This is a genomic window from Bacillus sp. Medicinal_06 (assembly GCF_056711665.1).
Genome location: NZ_JBWYHD010000007.1, coordinates 285,486 through 307,551 on the forward strand (window position 1 = coordinate 285,486; position 22,066 = coordinate 307,551).

Sequence of the window (22,066 nt, forward strand, 5' to 3'; positions counted from 1 at the left end):
TAATTACATTTATTGTATCAAATCCCAAATTATTTAAGTGTAAATTTTTTGTAAAGACATCCGTACAACTTAATATTCCCCTTCAAACAAGAGTTGAATGTTCATCTTCAATACTTTTTCAAGTTGTTTTTTTTGCTTTTCAGCCTGCACTTTTTCCGCTAAAGCCGATTGTTCACACACAATATGAAAGACAAGCCCCTCTTTATTTTTCTTCACTTCAATCTTTTCAATCAGTGCTCTTTGCCTCACATTTAAAGCGGCAGAAAATTGCAAAATTACTCCTAACAAACGAATCTTTTTCTGTTCATTTTTATCAAACCACCCTTCAAATGGTTCCAAATGCTGTTTAAATAACATTTTCGACTTATAAGATGCGATGAGTGCAAGTTTAATACGCTCTTTATGCATCATGCCGTCAATTGTTTTGTTCGCTAATAAATAGAATGTATGTAGACGACTTGCTTCTGCATCTATGTATTTTCCAATATTAAACACTTTTGCAGCTTGATAAAATATACACCAATCTTTTTCTGAAAAAGATATAATTCCAGACTCTTCTAACTGTTTGCAAATTAACGTTCCGTACTTGATAAGTTGAACAACAAATTTCATATCCATTTCATATTCATAGGACAATAAATGTAAACTCTCCTCTATCACATTTGGATAATAAGAAACACCTAAATTTTTTGTAAGTTCCTCATAAAAAACACCTTCTCGTAACCCTTTCCGACTTAATACAAAGGACGGAGCTTGTATGATATTTGTTAGCATATAAAATACTTCTACCGCTGGAATAATTGTATCCGCCCGATCTTTTGCTAACCCATCCAATTTTTGTAATTCTACAAAAGAAAGACTTTCTAATTCCTCTTTTACACCTCGTATATCCGCTTCTTTCATTTTATATAAATGTAAACCTGCTATTGGATAAGAAATTATATTTTGATGAATCTTCACCATATTCCGAGCACTTCCACCTATCGCAATAAGAGGTAACCTTTTTGCCTTTAACCAAGGTAACGTTTCAAATTGATACCATAAATATCTTCTTAACTCTTCTAATTCTTCTGCAGTTGGTGTCTCATGATGAATAAATTGTTGTTTTAAAGAAAGTGCTCCAAAAGGAAAGCTATAATATTCTATAATTTCTCGATCACGAAAATATGTAACCTCTGTACTTCCTCCACCAATGTCGACAGTAATTCCTTCCGTAAAAGAAGTTGAATTCATCACAGCTAAATAACCATAACGTGCTTCTTCATATTCAGATAATACCCTAAGTACAAAATCAGTTTTTCCTTCTACAAGCTTTTTTATTTCTTCTTGGTTTTTTGCTTGTCTAATAGTTGCTGTCGCAACGCATAACACATTATGTAATCCATGAAACCTTGTGCTTTCTTGAAATTGAAGCAATGTTTGCAAAAGTGTATTCATTCCTTCTTCTATTAGCATACCATCTATTAGATAATTTCTTAACCGTGCCACAACTTTTGTATTTTCAATTTCCTTATAAAAGCCCCCATTTTGTTTTTCATAAATCACCAATCGCATCGTATTTGAACCAATATCAATAATGGCATATTGCTGTTTCAATATATCTTTCACAATTCTCACTCTTTCGTCATCAAATTTCTAGAAAACGTTCCTATCACTATTATACAAAATAGTTGTTTTTTGTAACAATATTGCATTAATATTGAAAATATATACAATCATTTTTTGCATATAATAAAAACTATTTTTATTTATGCTATAATATTGAAAAACTAGAAAGGGGTCCCACTATGAAACCTTCACAACCACAGTCTCAGTCATACAAGCAACATTCTATCGATCGATTGGCTCAATCTATTTTCATTGTGAACCGGCATGCCAAAGCTGCTACAAATCCTAAATATTTATATTGGTTGAAAAAGATTGCTTTGGAGCGTTTGATTAATGAAAAGAAAGCAATAAAAGAAGGGTTGCATTTCTCTAGAAATCCGCGTTTTAGTCAGCAACAATCAGATGTTCTCGTTCGATTAGGTGACTACTTTTTTCATATTCCTCCTACAAAAGATGATTTCAGTAATCTCCCGCATCTCGGTAGCCTCGAATCTTCCTATAGAAACCCAAAAACAACTCTTTCTTTAGCAATAGCGAAAAAAACACTTCAAGACTACATTGGGCCGGAAGCACTAAAACAAGAAAAAAAATTAAGCGAACCGATTCCTTGGTATCGTCGTACGTACACAAAAAAATAAAGCAGGTTTGGCCATAACGGCCAACCTGCTTTATTTTTTCTCTTCTTTTATTTTAATGTTCGCTTGTTTATAAAATGCTACTTTTTCTGTATTATATGATTTTGTATATTCATTAAACTTATCTTTTTCAGCATCAATATTTTTATAAGATTCGTTCACCGTTTTTACTTTATCACTAATATCTTTTAATTTTGCTCCTTTATCTTGAAGCATTGTAAATAATTCTTTTTCTAACTTTAAAGATTTACTATAGTTATCATACATCTTCTTAAAAGACTCATGTCGTTTTTCATATGTATTTTTCACTTTATCTGCTTGTTCTTTTAATTTACCATTCTCGATTTTTTTCACATATTTTTCAACTGATTTTACTTCTTCTTGTGCTTTGTTCAATGCTTCTTTCTCTTTATCGATTACTTTTCCACGTTCTGCTGTATTTTTCATTGCTTGATCTAACTTCTCTTTCACAACTTGATTATTATCTTTTCCTTCTTGCACAATTTGATCATATAATGTTTGACCTTCTTTTTCTAATGTCTCTAATTTTTTTGCTTCTTCAAACATCGGCTTTTCTTGTTTCGCAGCATTTTCAAATGCTACATATAATTCCTCTTCTGGTTTTGGTCCGAAACAACCAGCTAATAATGTCATAGATAAAACTGCTACAATTGCTATTTTATTATATTTCAACTTCTTTTCCCCCTACAATCTTTTCTTGTCCATTTTACACAGTGTAAAGGTTTACTTGCAACAATTTACAAATATTCTTTTTATTTCCCCAAAAGGAAAAGTGTAGAGATTGTTCCCCTACACTTTTTAAATGAAAAACCATTGTGCAAAAATGTATTGACACATCCATCACAATTATATGATGTTTATATCTATTTTTAAAGACTTTTGTTACAAGATACTGTTTTTTTGTAACAAAAGAGAAAAATTTGTTACGAAAATCCTCTTTTACACTACTATATGCCTCTATAACAATAATGTTTTTTTGCAAAACAAAAAATGGACGTTCTTATCATCCATTTCTTCTTACAACTTGTATTCATCTTCTTTTCTATTTCATATATATAGTATATAGCCATTATCGAAAGGAGAAGAAAATGCTACAAAGAGAAAACATTTCAGACATCCTTCGTTTTTTAGCCGGATTTCTCTTATCATTAAAACTATTATTTGAATCGTTCGGGCTTTCATTTATTACAAATGACCAAATTGATGCAATCATAAATGTTGGTTCTTTCTTATTTATTTTATACTTTGGATATAAAAATAACTATGTAGGAAAAAAAGGCCTGGAACAAAAAGAATTACTAAAGAAGCATAACCTTCAATAAAAGAGGAACCCATGTCCGGGTTCCTCTTTTATTGTATCAACATCACTTCGTTTGTTTGTAGTGGCCCATATAATTGACCTTTCTGCTGGAACGTGTATGTAGCACGTAATGAAATACTGGACGGGATTGGTATACGTGATGCTTTTACCTGACAGGTTAATTGAGCCTTTTCACCTGATAGTAATTCATCAATACGCCATCTTACAAGTTGAAATAAAAACTCTCCCTTTCCTTTTTGTATTTGTAATGTGTTGGGGATATATGCAAAATGGTCCCGAATCATATGACTAACGATCACATGAGAAACCCCTTCACTTCCTATGTTTTCAACTTCTAATTGAATAAAAAGAATTTCATGTACATCATAAACAACTTTTTGTGAAAAACACTTCTCTTTTTGACTGCGAATTTGTAATGTTACTGCTACATTTGGATTAGATTGTTTGCTCGTAACTTCTTTCGAACCACCTTCCATCCACATAACAGGCTGTAAAGACAAAGGGAACACTTCTTTACCCATACTTATTTCCCACATTTTCACAATAACAATTCACCTCATTCCAGATGTTATTATCTGTACAAATTTATTCTGCTCTCTTCAATAATAAAACACCATTCTCCAATTCGTTCCCTTTAAAGCACCCTCCCATTTTCTTTCAATAAAAAATATAAATCTTCACCATTTTTTATCTTTCTTCTTTATCTTATTCGACAACGCGATTAAAAAACCATTTTAAATAGCTATACACCATGTCATCCACTAACTTCCTTTTGTTTCTTCGATATTAAAAGCTATAAAGTGAAACCTTAATCAGTCGAGGCTCCATCCCCTACTAATTATTAGCCCTCACCAATCGAACTTTTACGAACCGTTTATCTCCCACCTAACTTCTATGCTTTCCTTGAATATCGAGCTGAGGATCTTACTTCCCACAAATAGATGGAGTAAGTAAAAAAATTTGCCTTTTAGTCAAATTTGACTATAATATGATTTATACTTTCTATCTCTTTATGGCACTTTATATAAAAGGAATAATGAAATCATAGTCGTACATAAAGACATATTAAAGCGAGAGCCACTATCTTAAAGAGCAGTGAATCTTATATAAAAGGAGGGGTATGTTTGCAAGAACAAACATCTCAAAACAAAGTAAGTAAAACAAAATTTGTTGTTGCTGGATTGTTACTTGGTATTTTAATGGCAGCAATGGACAATACAATCGTTGCCACTGCCATGGCAACAATTGTTGGAGATCTAGGAGGATTTGACAAATTTGTTTGGGTCACATCAGCTTATATGGTAGCAACAATGGCAGGAATGCCGATTTTCGGAAAGCTTTCGGATATGTATGGTCGTAAACGTTTTTATATCGGCGGATTACTTCTCTTCTTAGTCGGCTCTATTCTTTGTGGTACAGCAACAAGCATTGAACAGCTAAGTATTTATAGAGCAATTCAAGGGGTTGGTGGCGGTGCCCTCATGCCAATTGCCTTCACAATCATGTATGATATATTCCCACCAGAAAAACGCGGGAAAATGACCGGATTATTCGGAGCAGTTTTTGGAACATCAAGCGTATTCGGCCCTTTATTAGGTGCTTATATTACTGATTATATAAGTTGGCACTGGGTCTTTTATATCAATATTCCATTAGGTCTTATTTCTTTCTTCTTCATTTCCAAGTACTACAAAGAATCTCTACAATATAAAAAACAAAAAATTGATTGGGCTGGTGCTATTACACTTGTAATAAGCATTGTTTGCTTAATGTTTGCACTAGAACTTGGTGGTAAGGAATACGCATGGAATTCCAATATGATTCTTGGATTATTTGCTACTTTTGCTATTATGCTCATTATCTTTGTCTTTGTAGAAAAACGAGCTACAGAACCGATTATTTCTTTCCATTTATTTAAAAAGCAGTTATTTGCAGCAAGTCAAGGTGTTGCCTTTTTCTATGGAGCAGCTTTTATTATTTGCACAGTTTATATTCCAATCTTTGTCCAAGGCGTCCTTGGTGGCTCAGCATCAAATGCCGGATTAATTTTAACACCGATGATGGTTGGTTCTGTAATTGGAAGCCAAACAGGTGGACAATTCGCTTCACGAACAAGTTACCGTAACATTATGGTCGTGTCAGGCATTTTCTTTGTACTTGGTATCTATTTACTCAGCACCTTAACAATGGAAACACCCCGCGTACTCGTAACACTCTTTATGATTCTTGCTGGACTTGGAGTCGGCTTCTCTTTCTCTGTTTTAAGTATGTCTTCCATTCATAACTTAGAAATGAGAGACCGGGGTTCTGCCACATCCACAAACTCATTCTTCCGTTCTCTCGGTATGACGCTTGGTGTAACAATTTTTGGTACGATTCAAAACCATATTTTCACTGACAAATTAAAAACTGTTTTTCCTCCAGAGTTAGCAAAGATGGCACCCAAAGGTGGGGATACAAGCTTTTTATTATCACCGCATGCCACTGAAAAGATCCCACCTCAAATATTGGGTGGAATTAAACAAGCACTTGCGACATCTATTGCTGATACATTTTTCTGGGCGCTTATCCCAGCTATTCTAAGTATTATCTGCATTACAATGATGGGTAAAGAACGTCTCTTAACTGGAACAATGAAAAAACAAAAACAAGTAAGTTAATATATGACAAAATGAAACGGTATATCTCTTTATCGAAAGAGATATACCGTTTATACTATGTATAAAGTTTATATTACAGGAGTTGAGACAGCATGAGTATGAAACTAGTCATTCTCGGTTTACTACTCGAAGGAGATAAACATCCATATGAAGTGCAGCACACAATGAAAGAACGGCAAATGGATTGTTATATTAAATATGCAAAAGGCTCCCTCTACTACGCTTTTGAACAATTAGAAAAGCAAGGGGCAATTGCAATTACAAACGTAGTACGAGATACCAATCGACCAGATAAGACTATTTTTCATATAACTAAAACAGGAATAGAACTTTTCCATACACTGCTTTTAAAACAATTTGAAGCAAAAAACCAAATATATAAACCAATCTATTCAGCACTATCTTTCGCTCATTTTGGTGATGAAAAAACACTCATTCCTATTTTAGAAAAAAAGAGGGATGACACGATTCAATATTTACATACAATGCAAACCATATACAAACATAGCAAAGAAAATGTTCCACGTGCACAACTTTATATTTTAAAAAGTGTTATTGAACATATTACCGTTGAATTACGTTGGTTAAATGAGCTACATAAGGATGCAAGCGCTGGATGTCTTTCTGAAATTGGAATGGATATATAGTAAAACTTCTATACCTGGATGCTTTTCTTCCCACTGCTCGTAAGAATTCTCATTAATCAAGTTCTTACGAGCAGTTTTTCTCTATTTTTGTTCTTATCTACTTTCTAATCAAGAAACATTCGTCTTCTTGTTTTCTTTTAACACTCACCTCATATTTTCTCGTTATTCTTGGATGCGAGTTAATGATGAAAAACATCTTTCTTTATTATTTTTTCAATTTTAGTAACTTTATTTTTCTGAATAATAAGAATTAAAAACTTTAAAATATTCTTATTTCAAAACAGTAGACAAAATTTTAAAAATTGTGTTAGAATTTGTTTCAATATCATATTCGCTTGTTAAATTCCTTTCATAAAGGAAAATAGGTACACGGAGTTTCTTATTTCGTGTTTAAAAGGGAAGTTTGGTGAAATTCCAACGCGGTCCCGCCACTGTAAGTGCAAAGACTTCTTTTCTATACCACTGTGAAAACGGGAAGGTGAAAGAAATCGTATAAAGCATAAGTCAGGAGACCTGCCTATTTTAACAACACTGATAGACTCACGGATGATGATTAGGTGTTATGAACGAGGAGAAAGGGCTATTTTCTGTACCTTTATACTTTTCGTTACATGCATTTCCGAGTAAACGGAAATGCTTACTTTCAATTAGGGAGGAAATTTAAATGGCAATTCAAACAAGTAGTTTAGGATATCCACGTATTGGATTACACCGAGAATGGAAAAAAACGTTGGAAGCTTTTTGGTCAAATAAGATTGATGAGCAACAATTTTCAACAACAATGAAAGAGCTTCGTCTGCAACATGTTAAAGTTCAACAAGAAAAAGGAATCGATTTAATTCCAATTGGCGACTTTACATATTATGATCATGTGCTGGACACAGCCTACATGCTCGGCTTTATTCCATCACGTTTTTCTGAGTTCTCTTCTTATCTTGATGTATACTTCGCAATGGCACGAGGCTCTAAAGATCACGTTGCTTCCGAAATGACAAAATGGTTTAACACGAATTATCATTATATTGTTCCTGAATATGAAGAAGGATTAGATATTTCTTTAAAAGACAATCGACCTCTTCGCTTATATGAAGAAGCAAAACAAGAGCTAGGAATCGATGGGAAACCAGTTATATTAGGGCCGTATACATTCTTAAAATTAGCAAAAGGATATAAAGAGAATCAATTTGCAACAATCTTACAACAACTAGTTGCTCCTTATGTACAACTATTAACTGAATTACATGAAGCTGGCGCACGCTTCGTACAAATTGACGAACCAATCTTTGCATCTTTAACAAAAGAAGAAATCGTGGAAGCAAAAAAACTTTATGAAACAATTCGTAAAGAAGTTCCACATTTATCTCTTATTCTACAAACTTATTTTGATAGCGTAGAAGAAAACTATGAAGAGATTATTACCTTCCCTGTATCCGGCATTGGATTGGACTTTGTTCACGGTAAAGAAGGTAATGTAAAAGCTATTTTAGAGCATGGTTTCCCAACAGATAAAATTTTAGCTGTTGGTTGTATAGATGGCCGCAACATTTGGAGAGCTGATCTCGATGAAGTCCTTTCTTTATTTAAAACATTAAAGGGTCGTGTTACACCGAAAGATTGGATTGTTCAACCTTCTTGTAGTTTACTACACACTCCAATTGACAAAACAGAAGAAACACATTTATCAAAAGAACTTTTTGATGCTCTTGCATTTGCAAACCAAAAGTTAGAAGAACTTACAGTAATTAAACGTGCACTTTCTGAAGGTGCAGAAAGTGTTAGTACTGAATTAACTACTTACCGTACTGCTCATGAGACTATACGTTCTTCAGCTGCACGTAATCGTGAAGATGTGAAAGCAGCACGAGCAGCTCTTAAAGAAGAAGACTTTTCTCGTCCTCTTCCATTCGAACAACGCTATGCACTGCAACAAGAAGCATTACAATTACCACTACTTCCAACAACAACAATCGGTAGCTTCCCACAAACTACTGAAGTTCGTCAAACGCGTAAACAATGGCGAAGTGGTGATATTACAAACGAACAATATGAACAATTTATCGAAAAAGAAACTGAGAAGTGGATTCGTCATCAAGAAAATATTGGTCTTGATGTACTTGTACATGGTGAATTTGAAAGAACGGATATGGTGGAATATTTTGGCGAACGACTTGCTGGATTCTCTTTCACTAAGAACGGTTGGGTACAATCGTACGGCTCTCGTTGTGTAAAACCACCTGTAATCTATGGTGATGTTGCCTTTATTGATGGGATGACAATTAAGGAAACTGCATATGCACAAAGCCTTACAGATAAAGTTGTAAAAGGTATGTTAACAGGTCCTGTAACAATTCTAAATTGGTCATTCGTACGAAATGATATTTCACGAAAAGAAGTTTCTTATCAAATTGCATTAGCACTTCGCCATGAAATCGAATTACTTGAATCTTCCGGTATTCGTGTTATTCAAGTCGACGAGCCAGCGCTCCGAGAAGGTATGCCACTAAAAGAAAAAGATTGGGACGCATATATTACATGGGCTGTTCATTCATTCCTTTTAGCAACTTCTTCTGTAGCGAACGAAACACAAATTCATACACATATGTGCTACAGCAACTTTGAAGATATCGTTGATGCAATTCGCGCATTAGACGCTGATGTTATTTCTATCGAAACATCAAGAAGCCATGGTGAATTCATTCATACATTAGAACATACAACATATGAAAAAGGAATCGGTTTAGGAGTTTATGATATTCATAGCCCTCGCGTTCCAAGTAAAAATGAAATGTATACAATTGTAGAACAATCCTTAAAAGTATGTGATCCAAAATACTTCTGGATTAACCCAGATTGTGGTTTAAAAACAAGAAGAACAGAAGAAGTTATCCCTGCTTTAGAGCATATGGTTCAAGCAGCTAAAGAGGCTCGTTCTCTTCTAAAAACAAACGCATAATTAAAAAGAAGATGTCTTTTTGAGACATCTTCTTTTAATACTATACATTTTCAACTAGCTTTCTTCTCAATTCGCATCAGTGATACCCTATAAAAATGATAAAAGACCCAAGCGACATTCAAGTGCTAATCATAAACTCGTACAAATAAAAAGCCACATTGCAGTGGCTTTTTCATTCTTTCTCTTCGAAAAACAATTCATACCGAACCTTGTACAGCTCATTATCTGTCGGTTCTTCAAGCGGGATTGCTTGCATCACTAACATATATTCACCTTGCGGAATAGAAATATGTAATTTACTTGAAAGAATGCTGCTTATAAAAACACCCTCACTACCTACAGTAAATGGTGCTGATACCGTTCTCACTATACCTTCTTTCTCAGTATGCGTTCCAATAGTCGCTTTGATTTCACATGTATAATCAGAAATCGCCTCAAAAATAATTACACCTTCTGTTTCGACATATCCTCTCTCAAAATCTTCATTCGTCCAGTCTACATAAGGCTGTTCTCCATCATAATTCATCACAATTAATTGTGAATAAGAAATTGTTAATTCCATATATACCATTCCCTTCAATCACTGATTAGAATAGCTTTCTACTACTTCACTATAAACTTCACGCGCGTACCATCTGGATACTTATCTAGTTTATTCCCAACCCACGAACCTGCACCTCTATTATCGGCTGGACTAATATATTCAATATGTGCACCTTTTCCACCTTCTTTACACATCGCCATTGGCCATTCATCACGATCATACCCTTTTTTCGCTGGATATGGAGCTAGAGACAACTTTCTTCTATCAGCTGCACCACTTCGATCAATCGTACACACTTTAGAATGTCCTTCTTTCATCGCATCTGCAATATGTTTTCCTGTCTCGGGATAGCGTTCTTTTGGAAATTCTAGAACTTGATCATATGTAACTTCTTTCTGGTTCTTTGGTTCCTCTAGTATAAACGCTTCATAAACAGCAACCAAAATAGAAAGAATTGCAATAATCGAAATAATAATGCCTTTTAATTGTTTCATATATGTACCTCCGTTTTTGACCCAATTTCTTTTTCCAGGCTATTATAACAAACTTTCTCGATACATGTTTTCAGACATTATTTTATCCCTTCCTCTCCCTTACGCCAAAAATATTCATTTTTATGCAACTTTTCGCTAATCATGTAGAAAACTTCTGGGCTTCCGACATTCTTTTTCAAAGGAAGTCCAAATAAAAGATGGAATTTGTATATACGATACTTTTTGGGGAGGAAATGTTATGGAGGCGACATATAAAACGAAAGATGTTACAAATAAAACAGGAATCCCGAAACATATAGTTCGAAAATATAGTCAACTTTTAGAAGAACATGGGTATATAATCACAAAAACCGCTGATGCTCGTATATATAAAATGGATGATATGAAGCTTTTAAAATCCATCCATGAACGAGCAGCTACACTGCAAGAAGACATCACAGAAACAATTCCTATCATTTTAAAAGAAAAAGAAAATCCACCTGTGCCGGTGATAAAGAAAAATCAAGAAGTTCAATCAAAAGAAGAAGGTCGAAACTTTGAAGAATTCATGCTAAAGCTTGAGATGCTTGCGCAATTAAACGAAGCAATTATTCATCAAAACTCAACTTTAATTACTCAGAATCGCTTAAAAGATGAAAAACTAGATGAATTAATGCAACAAGTCTATGTAAAAGAAGGAACACAGGAAGAAATGCTACAAAAACTTATTGATCACGCTGCCCAAACAGATGCCCTGCAAAAAGAAAAAATGGATTTATTGATGAATCATATGTATAAGCGTGAATCAAAACAAGAAGAAAAAATGAACAAGCTTGTCAATCAAGTTTACACGAAAGACAACAATCGAGATGCACAACTTATGCAAGTCATTCGTGAAATTCAAGAGACAAAACGACTAATCGCCGCCTCAAAAGAGCAAAGTTTATTTCAATCATTTAAAAATTTATTTGTTCGAGTTAAACCAGAAAAAACAAATGAATAAAGTAAAACCTTCATCGCTCGCTTTTCATCATCCAAGGTAGAAGTTTTACAGACCTTTCACTTTCACGTATACAAATCCATTTTAACTTTTGACATATAAGCCGCTCACGTGAAAAAGAAACAGTGATTGCTACTTGTTGTCTCTTTCTGTTTTACTTGGCATGAGGCAGGAAAAGGATCTGACCGCTTCTATACATGGCTGGATCCTCTCTCCCAACTAAAAAGAAGGGGATTATGTTGTTTTTTTAACTTTTATTCCTTATTTCTAACTGCTGGTAATGTAATAATTGCTTCTGTTCCTTTCCCACTCTCACTTTTATATTCCAACGTACCATTATGTGCTTGTAAAATGCTAAAGGTAACCATAAGCCCTAGACCTGTTCCTTTTTCTTTTAATGAATAATACGGTTGTCCAAGCCTAGCTAACTGTTCTTTCGTCATTCCAACACCACTATCTTTTACTCGCACTATAATAAAATCATCTTTTTGAACAGCGGTTACTTTTAAATACCCTTTGTTTTCTTGAATCGCTTCAATTCCATTTTTAACGATATTCATAATTGCTTGTTTTAACTTTGTCTTATCACCGATTGTATAAAGATTCTCAGAAATTTCAACTTGTAAATAAACGCCTTGCATAGCTGCAAACGAAGACATTAAAGTAGTCATTTCTATGAGCTGCGCAGATAAACATATATGTTCCTTTTTTTCAATTTGTGGTCTAGCTAAATTTAAGTAATCTGAAATAATTTGTTCAGCCCGATCAAGCTCAGCTAGTACAAGACGCATATAATCTTTATTCTTCATATCTTCTGTACTCTCTAATAGCTGAATAAAACCACGAACAACTGTAAGGGGGTTTCGAACCTCATGTGCTACACTCGCCGCTAGCTCGCTTACAATGTTCAGCTTTTCAGACTTTTGCATTTCCGTACGTAACAATGCATTTTCATTTAAATACTCTGTTAAATACACTTGAAATACCATCGTCATAACCATAACAAGAGAAGCGAATATGTATTCACTATATAAATGCGATATAGGTGGCGTAAAGCCTACTCTCAATAAAATTCCAAACATACTACATGCTAAACCGACAAGAACATACAAAGATGAAATAATAAGAGCTAAAATAAGTTTTTTTTCTCTTGGAAATACAGACCACTTTTTTGATAACAATAAAGGAATAATTGCAAGACATAAAACTTCTATGATTCGAAACCACTGTAAACCATTCAAAAACCATTCGTATATAACAAAGATAAAAGCCGGGATAACCCCTGCAATCCCACCGTACAAAAAAGCACTAATAATTGGAATCGGATGGAAATTATAACCACAAACATCGCCAAAACAAATCGAATACGTCATAGAAAGAACAAGCGTAATACTAGATAAAAACATAATAAAATAGCGATTGGGCTTTGGAAGCATATCTTGATAGCGATTTAGACGAATCGCTTCATATAAAAACAGTGGCAAAATAATGATAGCAACTTGGATCATTAAGTCACGGATTAGCTCCATACCCTTTCATCCTCTACATGTATTTTGATATGATTATATCATTTTATAGTCACTTTTGTTTTAAAATTTAGATTTTTCTTAACATATTTGTAAATCATTTGTGAATAACCGTTTATAAATGTTACAAATTTCCGAAATGATTGTAAACCCTGTACCAAATTATCACAATGCAAGATACAATGAATACGGATTAAAAATAAAATATAAAACAGTCCAGTAAACGGACAACTATAACAACATACAGCATATAATCCATACTATCTATGTTTACAAATAAGTGACCATTATTTTAGTAGGAGGAAGATAAATATGGCAGGAACTACGCTTGTTTTAAAAGAGGAAAATTTGGTTGTTCTCGAAAATGTGGATAAATCAGTATACGAAGAATTACAAGACAAAACTGGTGAAGAACATTGCACATGCGCTGTGAATGAATCTGTTATGTATCTCGGAAAAGTATCTTCGGTTCTTTGGAATGAAGATGAAATAGATTGGGAATATGGTTATTAAAAAGTCGCTTTATGCGGCTTTTTTTTTCGCTACCAAGCGAAAATATTGCAAATATGGTAAAATGAAATTAATTTTCAAGCGGCAGAAAGGGAGAACAAGATGGAACAATTCATTAATCCTAAAGTAAAAGATATTCAAATTTCTGGTATACGCCAGTTCTCTAATATGATTCAAAACTATGATAATCTCATTTCTTTAACAATTGGACAACCAGATTTTCCAACACCTTCTTTAGTAAAGGAAGCTGCAAAACGAGCAATCACAGAAAACTACACGAGTTATACTCACAACGCTGGCCTATTAGAGTTACGCAAAGCAGCTTGTCATTTTTTAAAGGAAAATTACGATTTACACTATTCACCTGAGAACGAAACCATCGTTACAATCGGTGCTAGTGAAGCGATTGATGTCACATTTCGTACCATTTTAGAGCCTGGAACAGAAGTTATTTTACCAGCCCCTATTTATCCAGGCTATGAACCCATTATTAGACTATGCGGTGCAACACCTGTTTTTGTAGACGTTCGTAAAACTGGATTTCGCTTAACAGCGGATGCGATTCAAAATGCAATTACAGATCAAACAAGGTGTATTGTCTTACCTTATCCTTCTAATCCGACTGGTGTTACACTGTCAAAAGAAGAGCTGCAAGATATTGTATCTGTTTTAAAAGATAAAAACATTTTCGTTCTTTCCGATGAAATTTATAGCGAACTTGTATATGAAGAAAGTCACACATCCATTGCCCATTTTCCAGAAATGCGAGATAAAACAATTGTTATTAATGGTCTATCAAAATCACATTCAATGACAGGATGGCGCATTGGCTTTTTATTTGCTCCAAGCTATGTAGCACAGCATATTTTAAAAGTGCATCAATATAACGTTACATGTGCAACTTCAATCGCACAATACGCTGCAATTGAAGCATTAACAGCGGCAAAAGATGCACCACGAATGATGCGTGATCAATATAAAAAGCGCCGTGATTACGTATATAACAGACTCATTCAAATGGGCTTAACTGTTGAGAAACCAACTGGTGCCTTTTACTTATTCCCATACATCGGGAATCTTACATCTTCATCATTTGATTTTGCCATTGAGCTTGTCAAAGAAGCTAGACTCGCTGTTGTTCCAGGAACAGCATTTTCAGAGTATGGTGAAGGGTATATCCGTCTTTCATACGCTTATAGTATGGAAACACTAAAAGAAGGCTGCGATCGTTTAGAAGAATTTTTAAAACAAAAAGCTAAGAGGTAAGCCTCTTAGCTTTTTACGCATAATGATCACAAGTTTGACGCTTCAATAATTTATGCGGAATAATAATGCATTTTGAAGTAGACTCAGAATGCTCTACCTTATCAACTAACGCTTTTGCAGCTTCATACCCTAATTGATAAATATTCACATCGACCGTAGTAAGCGGTGGGCTCGCAATTTCAGATAATAAAGCATTGTTAAAACTGACGATTGAAACATCTTTCGGTATGGCCACTCCTTTTTTTGCAAGCGCACTTAATACCCCAAGACCTATTAAATCATCTGTTGCCATAATTGCTGTTGGTGGTTTTTCGAGTCCCATTAACTCTTCTACAGCCTGCTGACCACTCTCTCTTGAGAAATCAAAATGTAAAATATATTCATCTGGCAACATAATGTCAGCTAGTTTTAAAGCATCGCTCATTCCAGCTAAACGATCTTTTGTAACAAGTAAATCCGAACCACCGCCAATAAACGCTATCTGTTTATGTCCAAGTGAAATTAAGTATTCTGCTACTTCTCTTGCAGCTGTATAGTTATCATTATCTACATATGTAATTTCATCTTTTCTTTCGTATGGTTTTCCAATTAAAACAAATGGGAAATTTTGTTCATGTAAATATTGAATAATACGATCGTTCTCACGTGAATACAGCAGGATAATTCCGCCAATTTGACGCCCCTGTACCATCTTTACAACGCCATTAAAAATCTCCTCTTCTGTTTCACCAGTTGACATATATAGCGCATAACCTTCGACATGTGCAAACGAGCTAATCCCTCGAATTACTTCTGGGAAAAATGGATTTTGAAATGCTTTACTTGCAGAACTCGGCATAACAAGACCGATTGTTTTTGTTGTTTGATTGGCAAGGCTTCTCGCATTTAAATTCGGGTGATATCCTAATTCGTTCATTACTTTACGAACACGGCGCTTTGTTTTTTCACTTATACTTGGGTTATCAGCAATTACACGAGAAACTGTAGATGGTGCAACATTTGCCTTTTTCGCTACATCTTTAATGGTAACTGTCATAAAATCTCCTCCTCTCTTCTCATTCTTCATTCATATCTATTTTTATCCCGTAGTTCTACAGGTAATAGGAGAAAACGAAAGCCGCCATTACTTTATTTCATTCCTCAAAAAATTATATTAATGTAAACTAATATTCTCCCTCTCCATGTATTGTAAGGGATATAAGCTTATTTTCCTATACTATAATATACTATTTTTTTCACATCTTTCCCCTTACAATGTCATATGAATCGAAATTCTCCCTAAAAAAGAGAAATGGGACATAATGTCCCATTTTCACCCTTTCGTACCTCCAGCTGTTAAACCCGAAATAAAGTATTTTTGCAATGATAAGAACAAAATTGAAATCGGGATTGCAATCAATACAGACCCGGCTGCAAATGTTGTAAATTCATTACCAAACTTCTTCGCTACCATTTCATATAATCCAACAGCTAATGTATAATTTTCTGGCGTACGTAAAATGATACTCGCTAAAATAAAATCTGTAAACGGACCGATGAAGGTAAACAGCGCTACAACTGCCACAATCGGTTTTGCAAGCGGCATAATAATTTGCCAAAAAATCCGGAAGTGTCCTGCCCCGTCCATACGAGCTGACTCATCTAACTCTTTTGGAATCGTATCAAAGTAACCCTTCATAAGCCACGTATTCATTGGAATTGCTCCGCCGACATAAATTAAAATTAACGCTAAATGCGTGTCAATTAATCCTGTCAATTGAGCTAACACATAGAGTGCGATTAACGCTGAAAAATTCGGTATCATTTGTAGAATTAAAAACGTTAATAATCCATTCTTTCTTCCGACAAAGCGATATCTTGAAAAAGCATATGCAGTGAAGCTAATGGATAGTACCGAGAAAGTCATTGTCAAAACGCTAACTTTCAGCGTATTTTTGTACCAAAGTAAATAATTACTTTTATCAAGATCTAATAATTCTCGATAATGATCTAGCGTTGCATTTTTCGGAATGATACTTGATCCAGATAAACTATCTCCTGGATTAAACGATGAGCCAACAATCCATAATAATGGATAGAAAATAATGACACACATTATGAAAATTACGAAATAACTTAATGAAAGACGCAACATCTTCTGTCGTTTTATATTCATTTACATCATATCCTCTTCTTGGAATGATTTTGTTCTTTTGAATTGCCATAACGCCACTGAAATAACAATTAACGATAAAATCATCGTAAGTGCGGCTGCTTTTCCATATTGTGCTGATGTCATCGTTAATTTATAAATCCAGGAAATTAAAATATCCGTTCCACCTGCATTTTGTCCTGACACTGCAGGCCCCCCGCCATTAAACAGATAAATAATACTGAAGTTATTAAAGTTAAACGTATATTGTGTAATTAAGATTGGTGCTGTTGCATACAAAACAAGTGGCAATGTGATTTTCCGAAATTGTTGCCAAGCGGTTGCCCCATCTACTGTAGCAGCTTCATACAATTCCCCTGGAATCGATTGCAATATTCCTGTTGTCATTGCAAAGATAAACGGGAAACCAAGCCATGTTTGAATAAATATTAAAGCGATTTTTGCCCAAAACGGATCTGTCATCCACGCAATTTTTTCAATTCCAAATAGCGCTAATACTTGGTTGTTAATCGCTCCAAATGATTCATTGAACATACCAGCAAAGACAAGAATAGATACGAATGCTGGAACTGCCCACGGTAAAATAAAGATTGTACGAATTACTGCTTTCCCTTTAATACCAGGTTGATTTACTAATATCGCTAAGAAAATACCAAGAGCTACTTGCAATGTCGTTGCAACAAAAGTCCAAATCACAGTCCAAGAGAATACGCTTAAAAATGTATCTCTCCACATTGGTAAAGTGAAAATATCAATAAAGTTTTTGAAACTAACCCACTCTACTAATTTCGCTGGTGGAGAATGATACAAATCATAGTTTGTAAATCCAATTAAAAATACGAAAATAATCGGAAACACAACTACAAAAATCAATAGCAAAAATCCTGGGGAAACCATCAAATATGGAAAACCTTGATCTAATAAATTACGGTATTGTTCTTTCACAGAATTTAATGGTATTCCTACATCACGCTTTTTCCCATTTTGATAGGCATCATATAAATTAAAAGCATATATGCTTAATCCAAATGCAATAACGATTAGTGCTAAAATTCCTTCTACTAATAGAAAGATAGAGTGATCCCGAGGAACTTCTGTACCGAGCGTGACAATTCCCCACAATCCCATATTTAACAAATCAGCAAATGCTACAATAAATGAACCTGTTAATACAAGAAAGATCAGTGCTTTTACATATTGTTTATTATATATTTGACCAACACCTGGAATGATTGACAACATCACAGCTGTTTTACGGTGTTTTGAACCGTTCGCTTCTTTCACTGGTTCAATGGATGTGTGCATATTTCTTCCCCCTTTTTTCTTCCCCTTGGAAGGAGGAGAATTCGTACCTCCCCTTTATAAGAGATACGAATTCCGTCTTATTTTTGCTTACTATGATTTGCTTCAATGTTTCCTTTAATTTGTTTCACAGCTTCATCAAGTGCTGGTTTGGGTTCTTGTTTTCCAGCCGCAAGTAACTCTAATGCAAACCTTGCTGGCTCCCATACTTCTTGCATTTCTGGAATATTCGGCATCGGAATACCTGTCTCAGCCTGTGTAGTTATCGCTTTTGCAGCTTCACTGTCTTTAATCATTGGATCTTCCATTACTGATTTTACAGGAGGAATTTCTTTTGATTTTTCATAGCGAATTTTTGCATTTTCTTCATTCGTTACCCAATCAACAAATTTCGTTGCTAAATCTTTATTTTTTGAGAAACTCGTTACATGCCATCCTTTTACACCAACAAAAGTTTTCATTGGTTGACCATTTGGTAATTTAGGCATCGGTGCTACACCATAATCAATTCCGTTTTTTTCCATAGCTTGAAATGCCCACGGACCGTTCATAATGGATGCAGCTTTTCCTTCATTAAACAATCCATCTGCAGCTGCCCCACCAGATTCACCAATAATACCTTTGGGAAATAAATTCTCCTTATACCATTTTTGAATATATTCCATACCTTGTACGGCTCCATCATTATTTAACCCGATGTCCGCTGTATTCGGTTTACCATCTTTCTCACCAAATACATATCCTCCCATACCAGCCATAAATGCATTCGCAAAATACAAATTATCTCCTAATGCTAAAAAGCCATATTTCCCATCTTTCGTGAAATCTTTCGAGAAGTTGTATAATTCATCCATTGTTTCTGGTGCCTTTGGCATAAGCTTTTTATTATAGATAAAAACAGGTGTCTCAATTGCTTTTGGTAAACCATATAATTTCCCTTTATATGTTTGAGCTTCTATAGATAAGTCCGTAAATTTGTTCTTCACAGCATCATCAACTTTTACTTCATCAATTAAACCTTCCGTAACCACATTTCCAATATGATCATGCGGTAATGTTACAACGTCAGGACCTGTACCTGCTGGACCATCAAGACGTAGTTTTTTTGTTTGATCGGTCATTTGAATTTCAGCCACTTTTACTTTCACGTTATATTTCTTTTCAAAGCTCTTTACCGCTGGTTCTAATGCAGGACCTTTTTTAAGATCTTCCCAAACAAGAAGATCATAATCTCTCTTTTCTTTACTTGCTTCCTTTTTCCCTGAATCTTTCGGACCACACGCCGATAACATACCAATTGTCAAAGCTGAAACTGTTAATAATGATAATGCTTTCTTCACCCTCAAAACCTCCCCAAGTTATATATGTACTAGTTTAATAAATGAAAACGTTTTCACTCGCTTGTTTAATAGGAGCGCAAACAATCTTCCAATCTATGAAAACGTTTGCGCCATTTGTCTATCATTATACATTCTTTTATATTTTTTGCAAATATTTTCTCTCTATATTTTTCAAAAAAATTATAACATTATTCTTTATATCCATTGACTTTATATGAAATGAATACTACTCTTATAAGCAATATTAAAGTAATACCAAAAGCAATCGTTTGCAATATATTCTTATTTATAGAAATATCAAAGGGGGATTTTCTATATGTTTAAAGAAGCTATATACCATAGACCAAAAGATAATTATGCATACGCTTACGATAAAAAAACACTTCATATTCGATTGCGTACAAAAAAAAATGATGTGGATATCGTCTCACTCATTCATGGCGATCCTTATGAATGGCAAGATGGAAAATGGATTACATCAAACATACCGATGAAAAAAAGCGGATCAACAAATTTATTTGATTATTGGTTCATTTCAATTGAACCGAAATTCAAGCGCTTACGATATGGGTTTGAATTAAAAAGCAATACAGAAACGACCATTTATACGGAACGTGGCTTTTTCCACGAAACACCTCATGATGATGTAGGCAACTTTTTTTGCTTTCCATTTATTCATGAACAGGATGTTTTTAGGGCTCCTTCATGGATAAAAGATACAGTATGGTACCAAATTTTTCCAGAGAGATTTGCTAATGGAGATGCTGGATGCAATCCAGTACATACACTTCCATGGGGAAGTACTGATCCTACAGCTACTAATTTTTTCGGTGGAGATTTTGCAGGTATTATCGAGCACCTTGATTATCTTGCAGAACTCGGGATTACCGGCATTTACTTTACACCTATCTTTAAGGCACACTCTAATCATAAGTACGACACGATTGACTATATGGAAATTGATCCACAGTTTGGGACGAAGGAAACGTTTCGAAAGCTTGTTAATGCGTGCCACGAACGTGGTATAAAAGTAATGTTAGATGCTGTTTTTAATCATAGTGGCTACTTCTTTGATAAGTTTCAAGACGTTCTAGAAAAAGGTGAGAAATCTCGCTATATCGACTGGTTTCATATTCATGAATTTCCGGTAGTAACAAAACCAATTCCGAACTATGATACTTTTGCCTTTACACCATATATGCCAAAATTAAATACAGCCCATCCTGATGTAAAAGAATACTTACTTGAAGTAGGGCGTTATTGGGTACGAGAGTTTCACATTGACGGCTGGCGGCTTGATGTAGCAAATGAAGTCGATCATAGCTTTTGGAGAGAGTTCCGTAACGAAATAAAGACCATTAACCCTGAAGTCTATATTCTAGGAGAGATTTGGCATGATGCTCTGCCATGGTTACAAGGTGATCAATTTGATGCGGTAATGAGTTACCCTATAACAAATGCACTCCTTTCTTATTTCGCAAATGAAACGATTCAAGCAAGTGAATTTATGGAACAAATTACAGCATCTCTTCACTCGTATTCCATGAACGTAAACGAAGCGGCTTTTCATCTATTAGACAGTCATGATACACCGAGAATTTTAACAACTTGTAACGGAAAGAAAGATAAAATGTACCTACTCTATGTATTTCATCTTTCTTTCATCGGTTCACCATGCATTTATTATGGTGATGAAATTGGGATGGATGGCGGGATGGACCCTGAGTGCCGAAAATGTATGATTTGGGATGAAGATAAGCAAGATAAAGTATTATTTAAACATATACAAACATTAATTTCATTGCGAAAACAATACAAAGCATTTGGTGGCCACGGAACATTTCAATGTATTGAAGCAAATGATGAACAGGGTTACATTTCTTATACGAAAACATATGGAGAAGAAACAATTTTCTTTGTTTTAAATTCAACAAATCATGAAATCTCAGCTCCTGTACCTTTTGATATTTCTAGTAAAAAAATCATCAACCTATATACAAAAGAAGAATTTTCAGCGGAAACAAACTCATTACAAGTTACACTTCCACCATATGGTTTCTCAATTTTGAAATGGTAAAGTGAAACTTTAATCAGTGGGGTTTTCTTCA

General features: G+C 34.5%; 19 protein-coding genes and 1 riboswitch. Of the genes, 9 read left to right on the forward strand and 10 right to left on the reverse strand.

Translation table 11 applies throughout. The annotated features are described in order from the left end of the window. Positions 1 to 69: 69 nt before the first annotated feature. On the reverse strand, positions 70 to 1,608 hold the full coding sequence (locus AC1M36_RS18950; RefSeq protein WP_336452131.1) for a Ppx/GppA family phosphatase: 1,539 nt from the start codon (positions 1,606 to 1,608) through the stop codon (positions 70 to 72). A gap of 179 nt (positions 1,609 to 1,787) precedes the next feature. Here AC1M36_RS18950 and AC1M36_RS18955 point away from each other — a divergent pair, with 179 nt between their 5' ends. Next, the gene (locus AC1M36_RS18955; RefSeq protein ID WP_336452132.1) at positions 1,788 to 2,246 is read left to right on the forward strand and encodes a YkyB family protein; all 459 of its coding nucleotides are present in this window, start codon (positions 1,788 to 1,790) and stop codon (positions 2,244 to 2,246) included. Positions 2,247 to 2,276: 30 nt separating this feature from the next. Here the strand turns inward: AC1M36_RS18955 and AC1M36_RS18960 are convergent, their stop codons facing one another. Then, a complete protein-coding gene (locus AC1M36_RS18960) occupies positions 2,277 to 2,897 on the reverse strand; it encodes a YkyA family protein (protein WP_336452218.1) in 621 nt (206 codons plus the stop codon). Between the two features lie 455 nt (positions 2,898 to 3,352). On the opposite strand from AC1M36_RS18960, the gene AC1M36_RS18965 reads away from it, so the two are divergent. After that, positions 3,353 to 3,586, forward strand: a complete 234-nt coding sequence (locus AC1M36_RS18965; protein WP_336452133.1) for a phage holin — start codon at positions 3,353 to 3,355, stop codon at positions 3,584 to 3,586. Between the two features lie 28 nt (positions 3,587 to 3,614). On the opposite strand, the gene AC1M36_RS18970 is transcribed toward AC1M36_RS18965, so the two are convergent. Beyond that, the gene (locus AC1M36_RS18970; protein ID WP_336452134.1) at positions 3,615 to 4,127 is read right to left on the reverse strand and encodes a hypothetical protein; all 513 of its coding nucleotides are present in this window, start codon (positions 4,125 to 4,127) and stop codon (positions 3,615 to 3,617) included. A gap of 582 nt (positions 4,128 to 4,709) precedes the next feature. On the opposite strand from AC1M36_RS18970, the gene AC1M36_RS18975 reads away from it, so the two are divergent. The 3 genes from AC1M36_RS18975 (at position 4,710) to metE (ending at position 9,845) form a co-directional block, all read left to right on the forward strand. Then, positions 4,710 to 6,245 (forward strand): MDR family MFS transporter, encoded by a 1,536-nt coding sequence (locus AC1M36_RS18975; protein ID WP_336452135.1) that lies wholly within the window; start codon positions 4,710 to 4,712, stop codon positions 6,243 to 6,245. Between the two features lie 92 nt (positions 6,246 to 6,337). Then, positions 6,338 to 6,892 (forward strand): PadR family transcriptional regulator, encoded by a 555-nt coding sequence (locus tag AC1M36_RS18980; protein WP_336452136.1) that lies wholly within the window; start codon positions 6,338 to 6,340, stop codon positions 6,890 to 6,892. A gap of 346 nt (positions 6,893 to 7,238) precedes the next feature. After that, positions 7,239 to 7,427: riboswitch (cobalamin riboswitch) on the forward strand. Positions 7,428 to 7,556: 129 nt separating this feature from the next. Further along, positions 7,557 to 9,845, forward strand: a complete 2,289-nt coding sequence (gene metE, locus AC1M36_RS18985) for a 5-methyltetrahydropteroyltriglutamate--homocysteine S-methyltransferase (RefSeq protein WP_336452137.1) — start codon at positions 7,557 to 7,559, stop codon at positions 9,843 to 9,845. Between the two features lie 172 nt (positions 9,846 to 10,017). Here the strand turns inward: metE and comJ are convergent, their stop codons facing one another. Together comJ and nucA are read right to left on the reverse strand one after the other, a co-directional pair. Continuing rightward, positions 10,018 to 10,407 carry a competence protein ComJ gene (comJ, locus tag AC1M36_RS18990; protein ID WP_336452138.1) on the reverse strand — a complete coding sequence of 130 codons (390 nt, stop codon included), beginning with the start codon at positions 10,405 to 10,407 and terminating at the stop codon, positions 10,018 to 10,020. Between the two features lie 41 nt (positions 10,408 to 10,448). Continuing rightward, positions 10,449 to 10,883 (reverse strand): DNA-entry nuclease, encoded by a 435-nt coding sequence (gene nucA / locus AC1M36_RS18995; protein ID WP_336452139.1) that lies wholly within the window; start codon positions 10,881 to 10,883, stop codon positions 10,449 to 10,451. Positions 10,884 to 11,121: 238 nt separating this feature from the next. Here nucA and AC1M36_RS19000 point away from each other — a divergent pair, with 238 nt between their 5' ends. Then, a complete protein-coding gene (locus AC1M36_RS19000; protein ID WP_336452140.1) occupies positions 11,122 to 11,865 on the forward strand; it encodes a DUF3967 domain-containing protein in 744 nt (247 codons plus the stop codon). Between the two features lie 251 nt (positions 11,866 to 12,116). Here AC1M36_RS19000 and AC1M36_RS19005 read toward each other — a convergent pair whose 3' ends face one another. Beyond that, complete coding sequence (locus tag AC1M36_RS19005) at positions 12,117 to 13,391, reverse strand: ATP-binding protein (RefSeq protein ID WP_479846100.1); 1,275 nt, start codon at positions 13,389 to 13,391, stop codon at positions 12,117 to 12,119. A gap of 309 nt (positions 13,392 to 13,700) precedes the next feature. On the opposite strand from AC1M36_RS19005, the gene AC1M36_RS19010 reads away from it, so the two are divergent. Further along, positions 13,701 to 13,901 carry a hypothetical protein gene (locus AC1M36_RS19010; protein ID WP_017151082.1) on the forward strand — a complete coding sequence of 67 codons (201 nt, stop codon included), beginning with the start codon at positions 13,701 to 13,703 and terminating at the stop codon, positions 13,899 to 13,901. Positions 13,902 to 14,000: 99 nt separating this feature from the next. Next, positions 14,001 to 15,164: an aminotransferase A gene (locus AC1M36_RS19015; RefSeq protein WP_479846101.1), complete on the forward strand. Its 1,164-nt coding sequence runs from the start codon at positions 14,001 to 14,003 to the stop codon at positions 15,162 to 15,164. Positions 15,165 to 15,177: 13 nt separating this feature from the next. On the opposite strand, the gene malR is transcribed toward AC1M36_RS19015, so the two are convergent. The 4 genes from malR to AC1M36_RS19035 form a co-directional block, all read right to left on the reverse strand. Further along, a complete protein-coding gene (gene malR / locus AC1M36_RS19020; RefSeq protein ID WP_336452143.1) occupies positions 15,178 to 16,200 on the reverse strand; it encodes a maltose operon transcriptional repressor MalR in 1,023 nt (340 codons plus the stop codon). A 276-nt stretch (positions 16,201 to 16,476) separates the two neighbouring features. Continuing rightward, positions 16,477 to 17,319: a maltosaccharide ABC transporter permease MalD gene (malD, locus tag AC1M36_RS19025; RefSeq protein ID WP_336452144.1), complete on the reverse strand. Its 843-nt coding sequence runs from the start codon at positions 17,317 to 17,319 to the stop codon at positions 16,477 to 16,479. Beyond that, positions 17,320 to 18,621, reverse strand: coding sequence for a carbohydrate ABC transporter permease (locus AC1M36_RS19030; protein WP_336452145.1), 1,302 nt, complete (start codon positions 18,619 to 18,621; stop codon positions 17,320 to 17,322). It abuts the gene before it with no gap. A 77-nt stretch (positions 18,622 to 18,698) separates the two neighbouring features. Continuing rightward, positions 18,699 to 19,958: a sugar ABC transporter substrate-binding protein gene (locus AC1M36_RS19035; protein ID WP_336452146.1), complete on the reverse strand. Its 1,260-nt coding sequence runs from the start codon at positions 19,956 to 19,958 to the stop codon at positions 18,699 to 18,701. A gap of 316 nt (positions 19,959 to 20,274) precedes the next feature. On the opposite strand from AC1M36_RS19035, the gene AC1M36_RS19040 reads away from it, so the two are divergent. Next, a complete protein-coding gene (locus AC1M36_RS19040) occupies positions 20,275 to 22,035 on the forward strand; it encodes an alpha-glycosidase (protein WP_336452147.1) in 1,761 nt (586 codons plus the stop codon). Positions 22,036 to 22,066 lie beyond the last annotated feature (31 nt).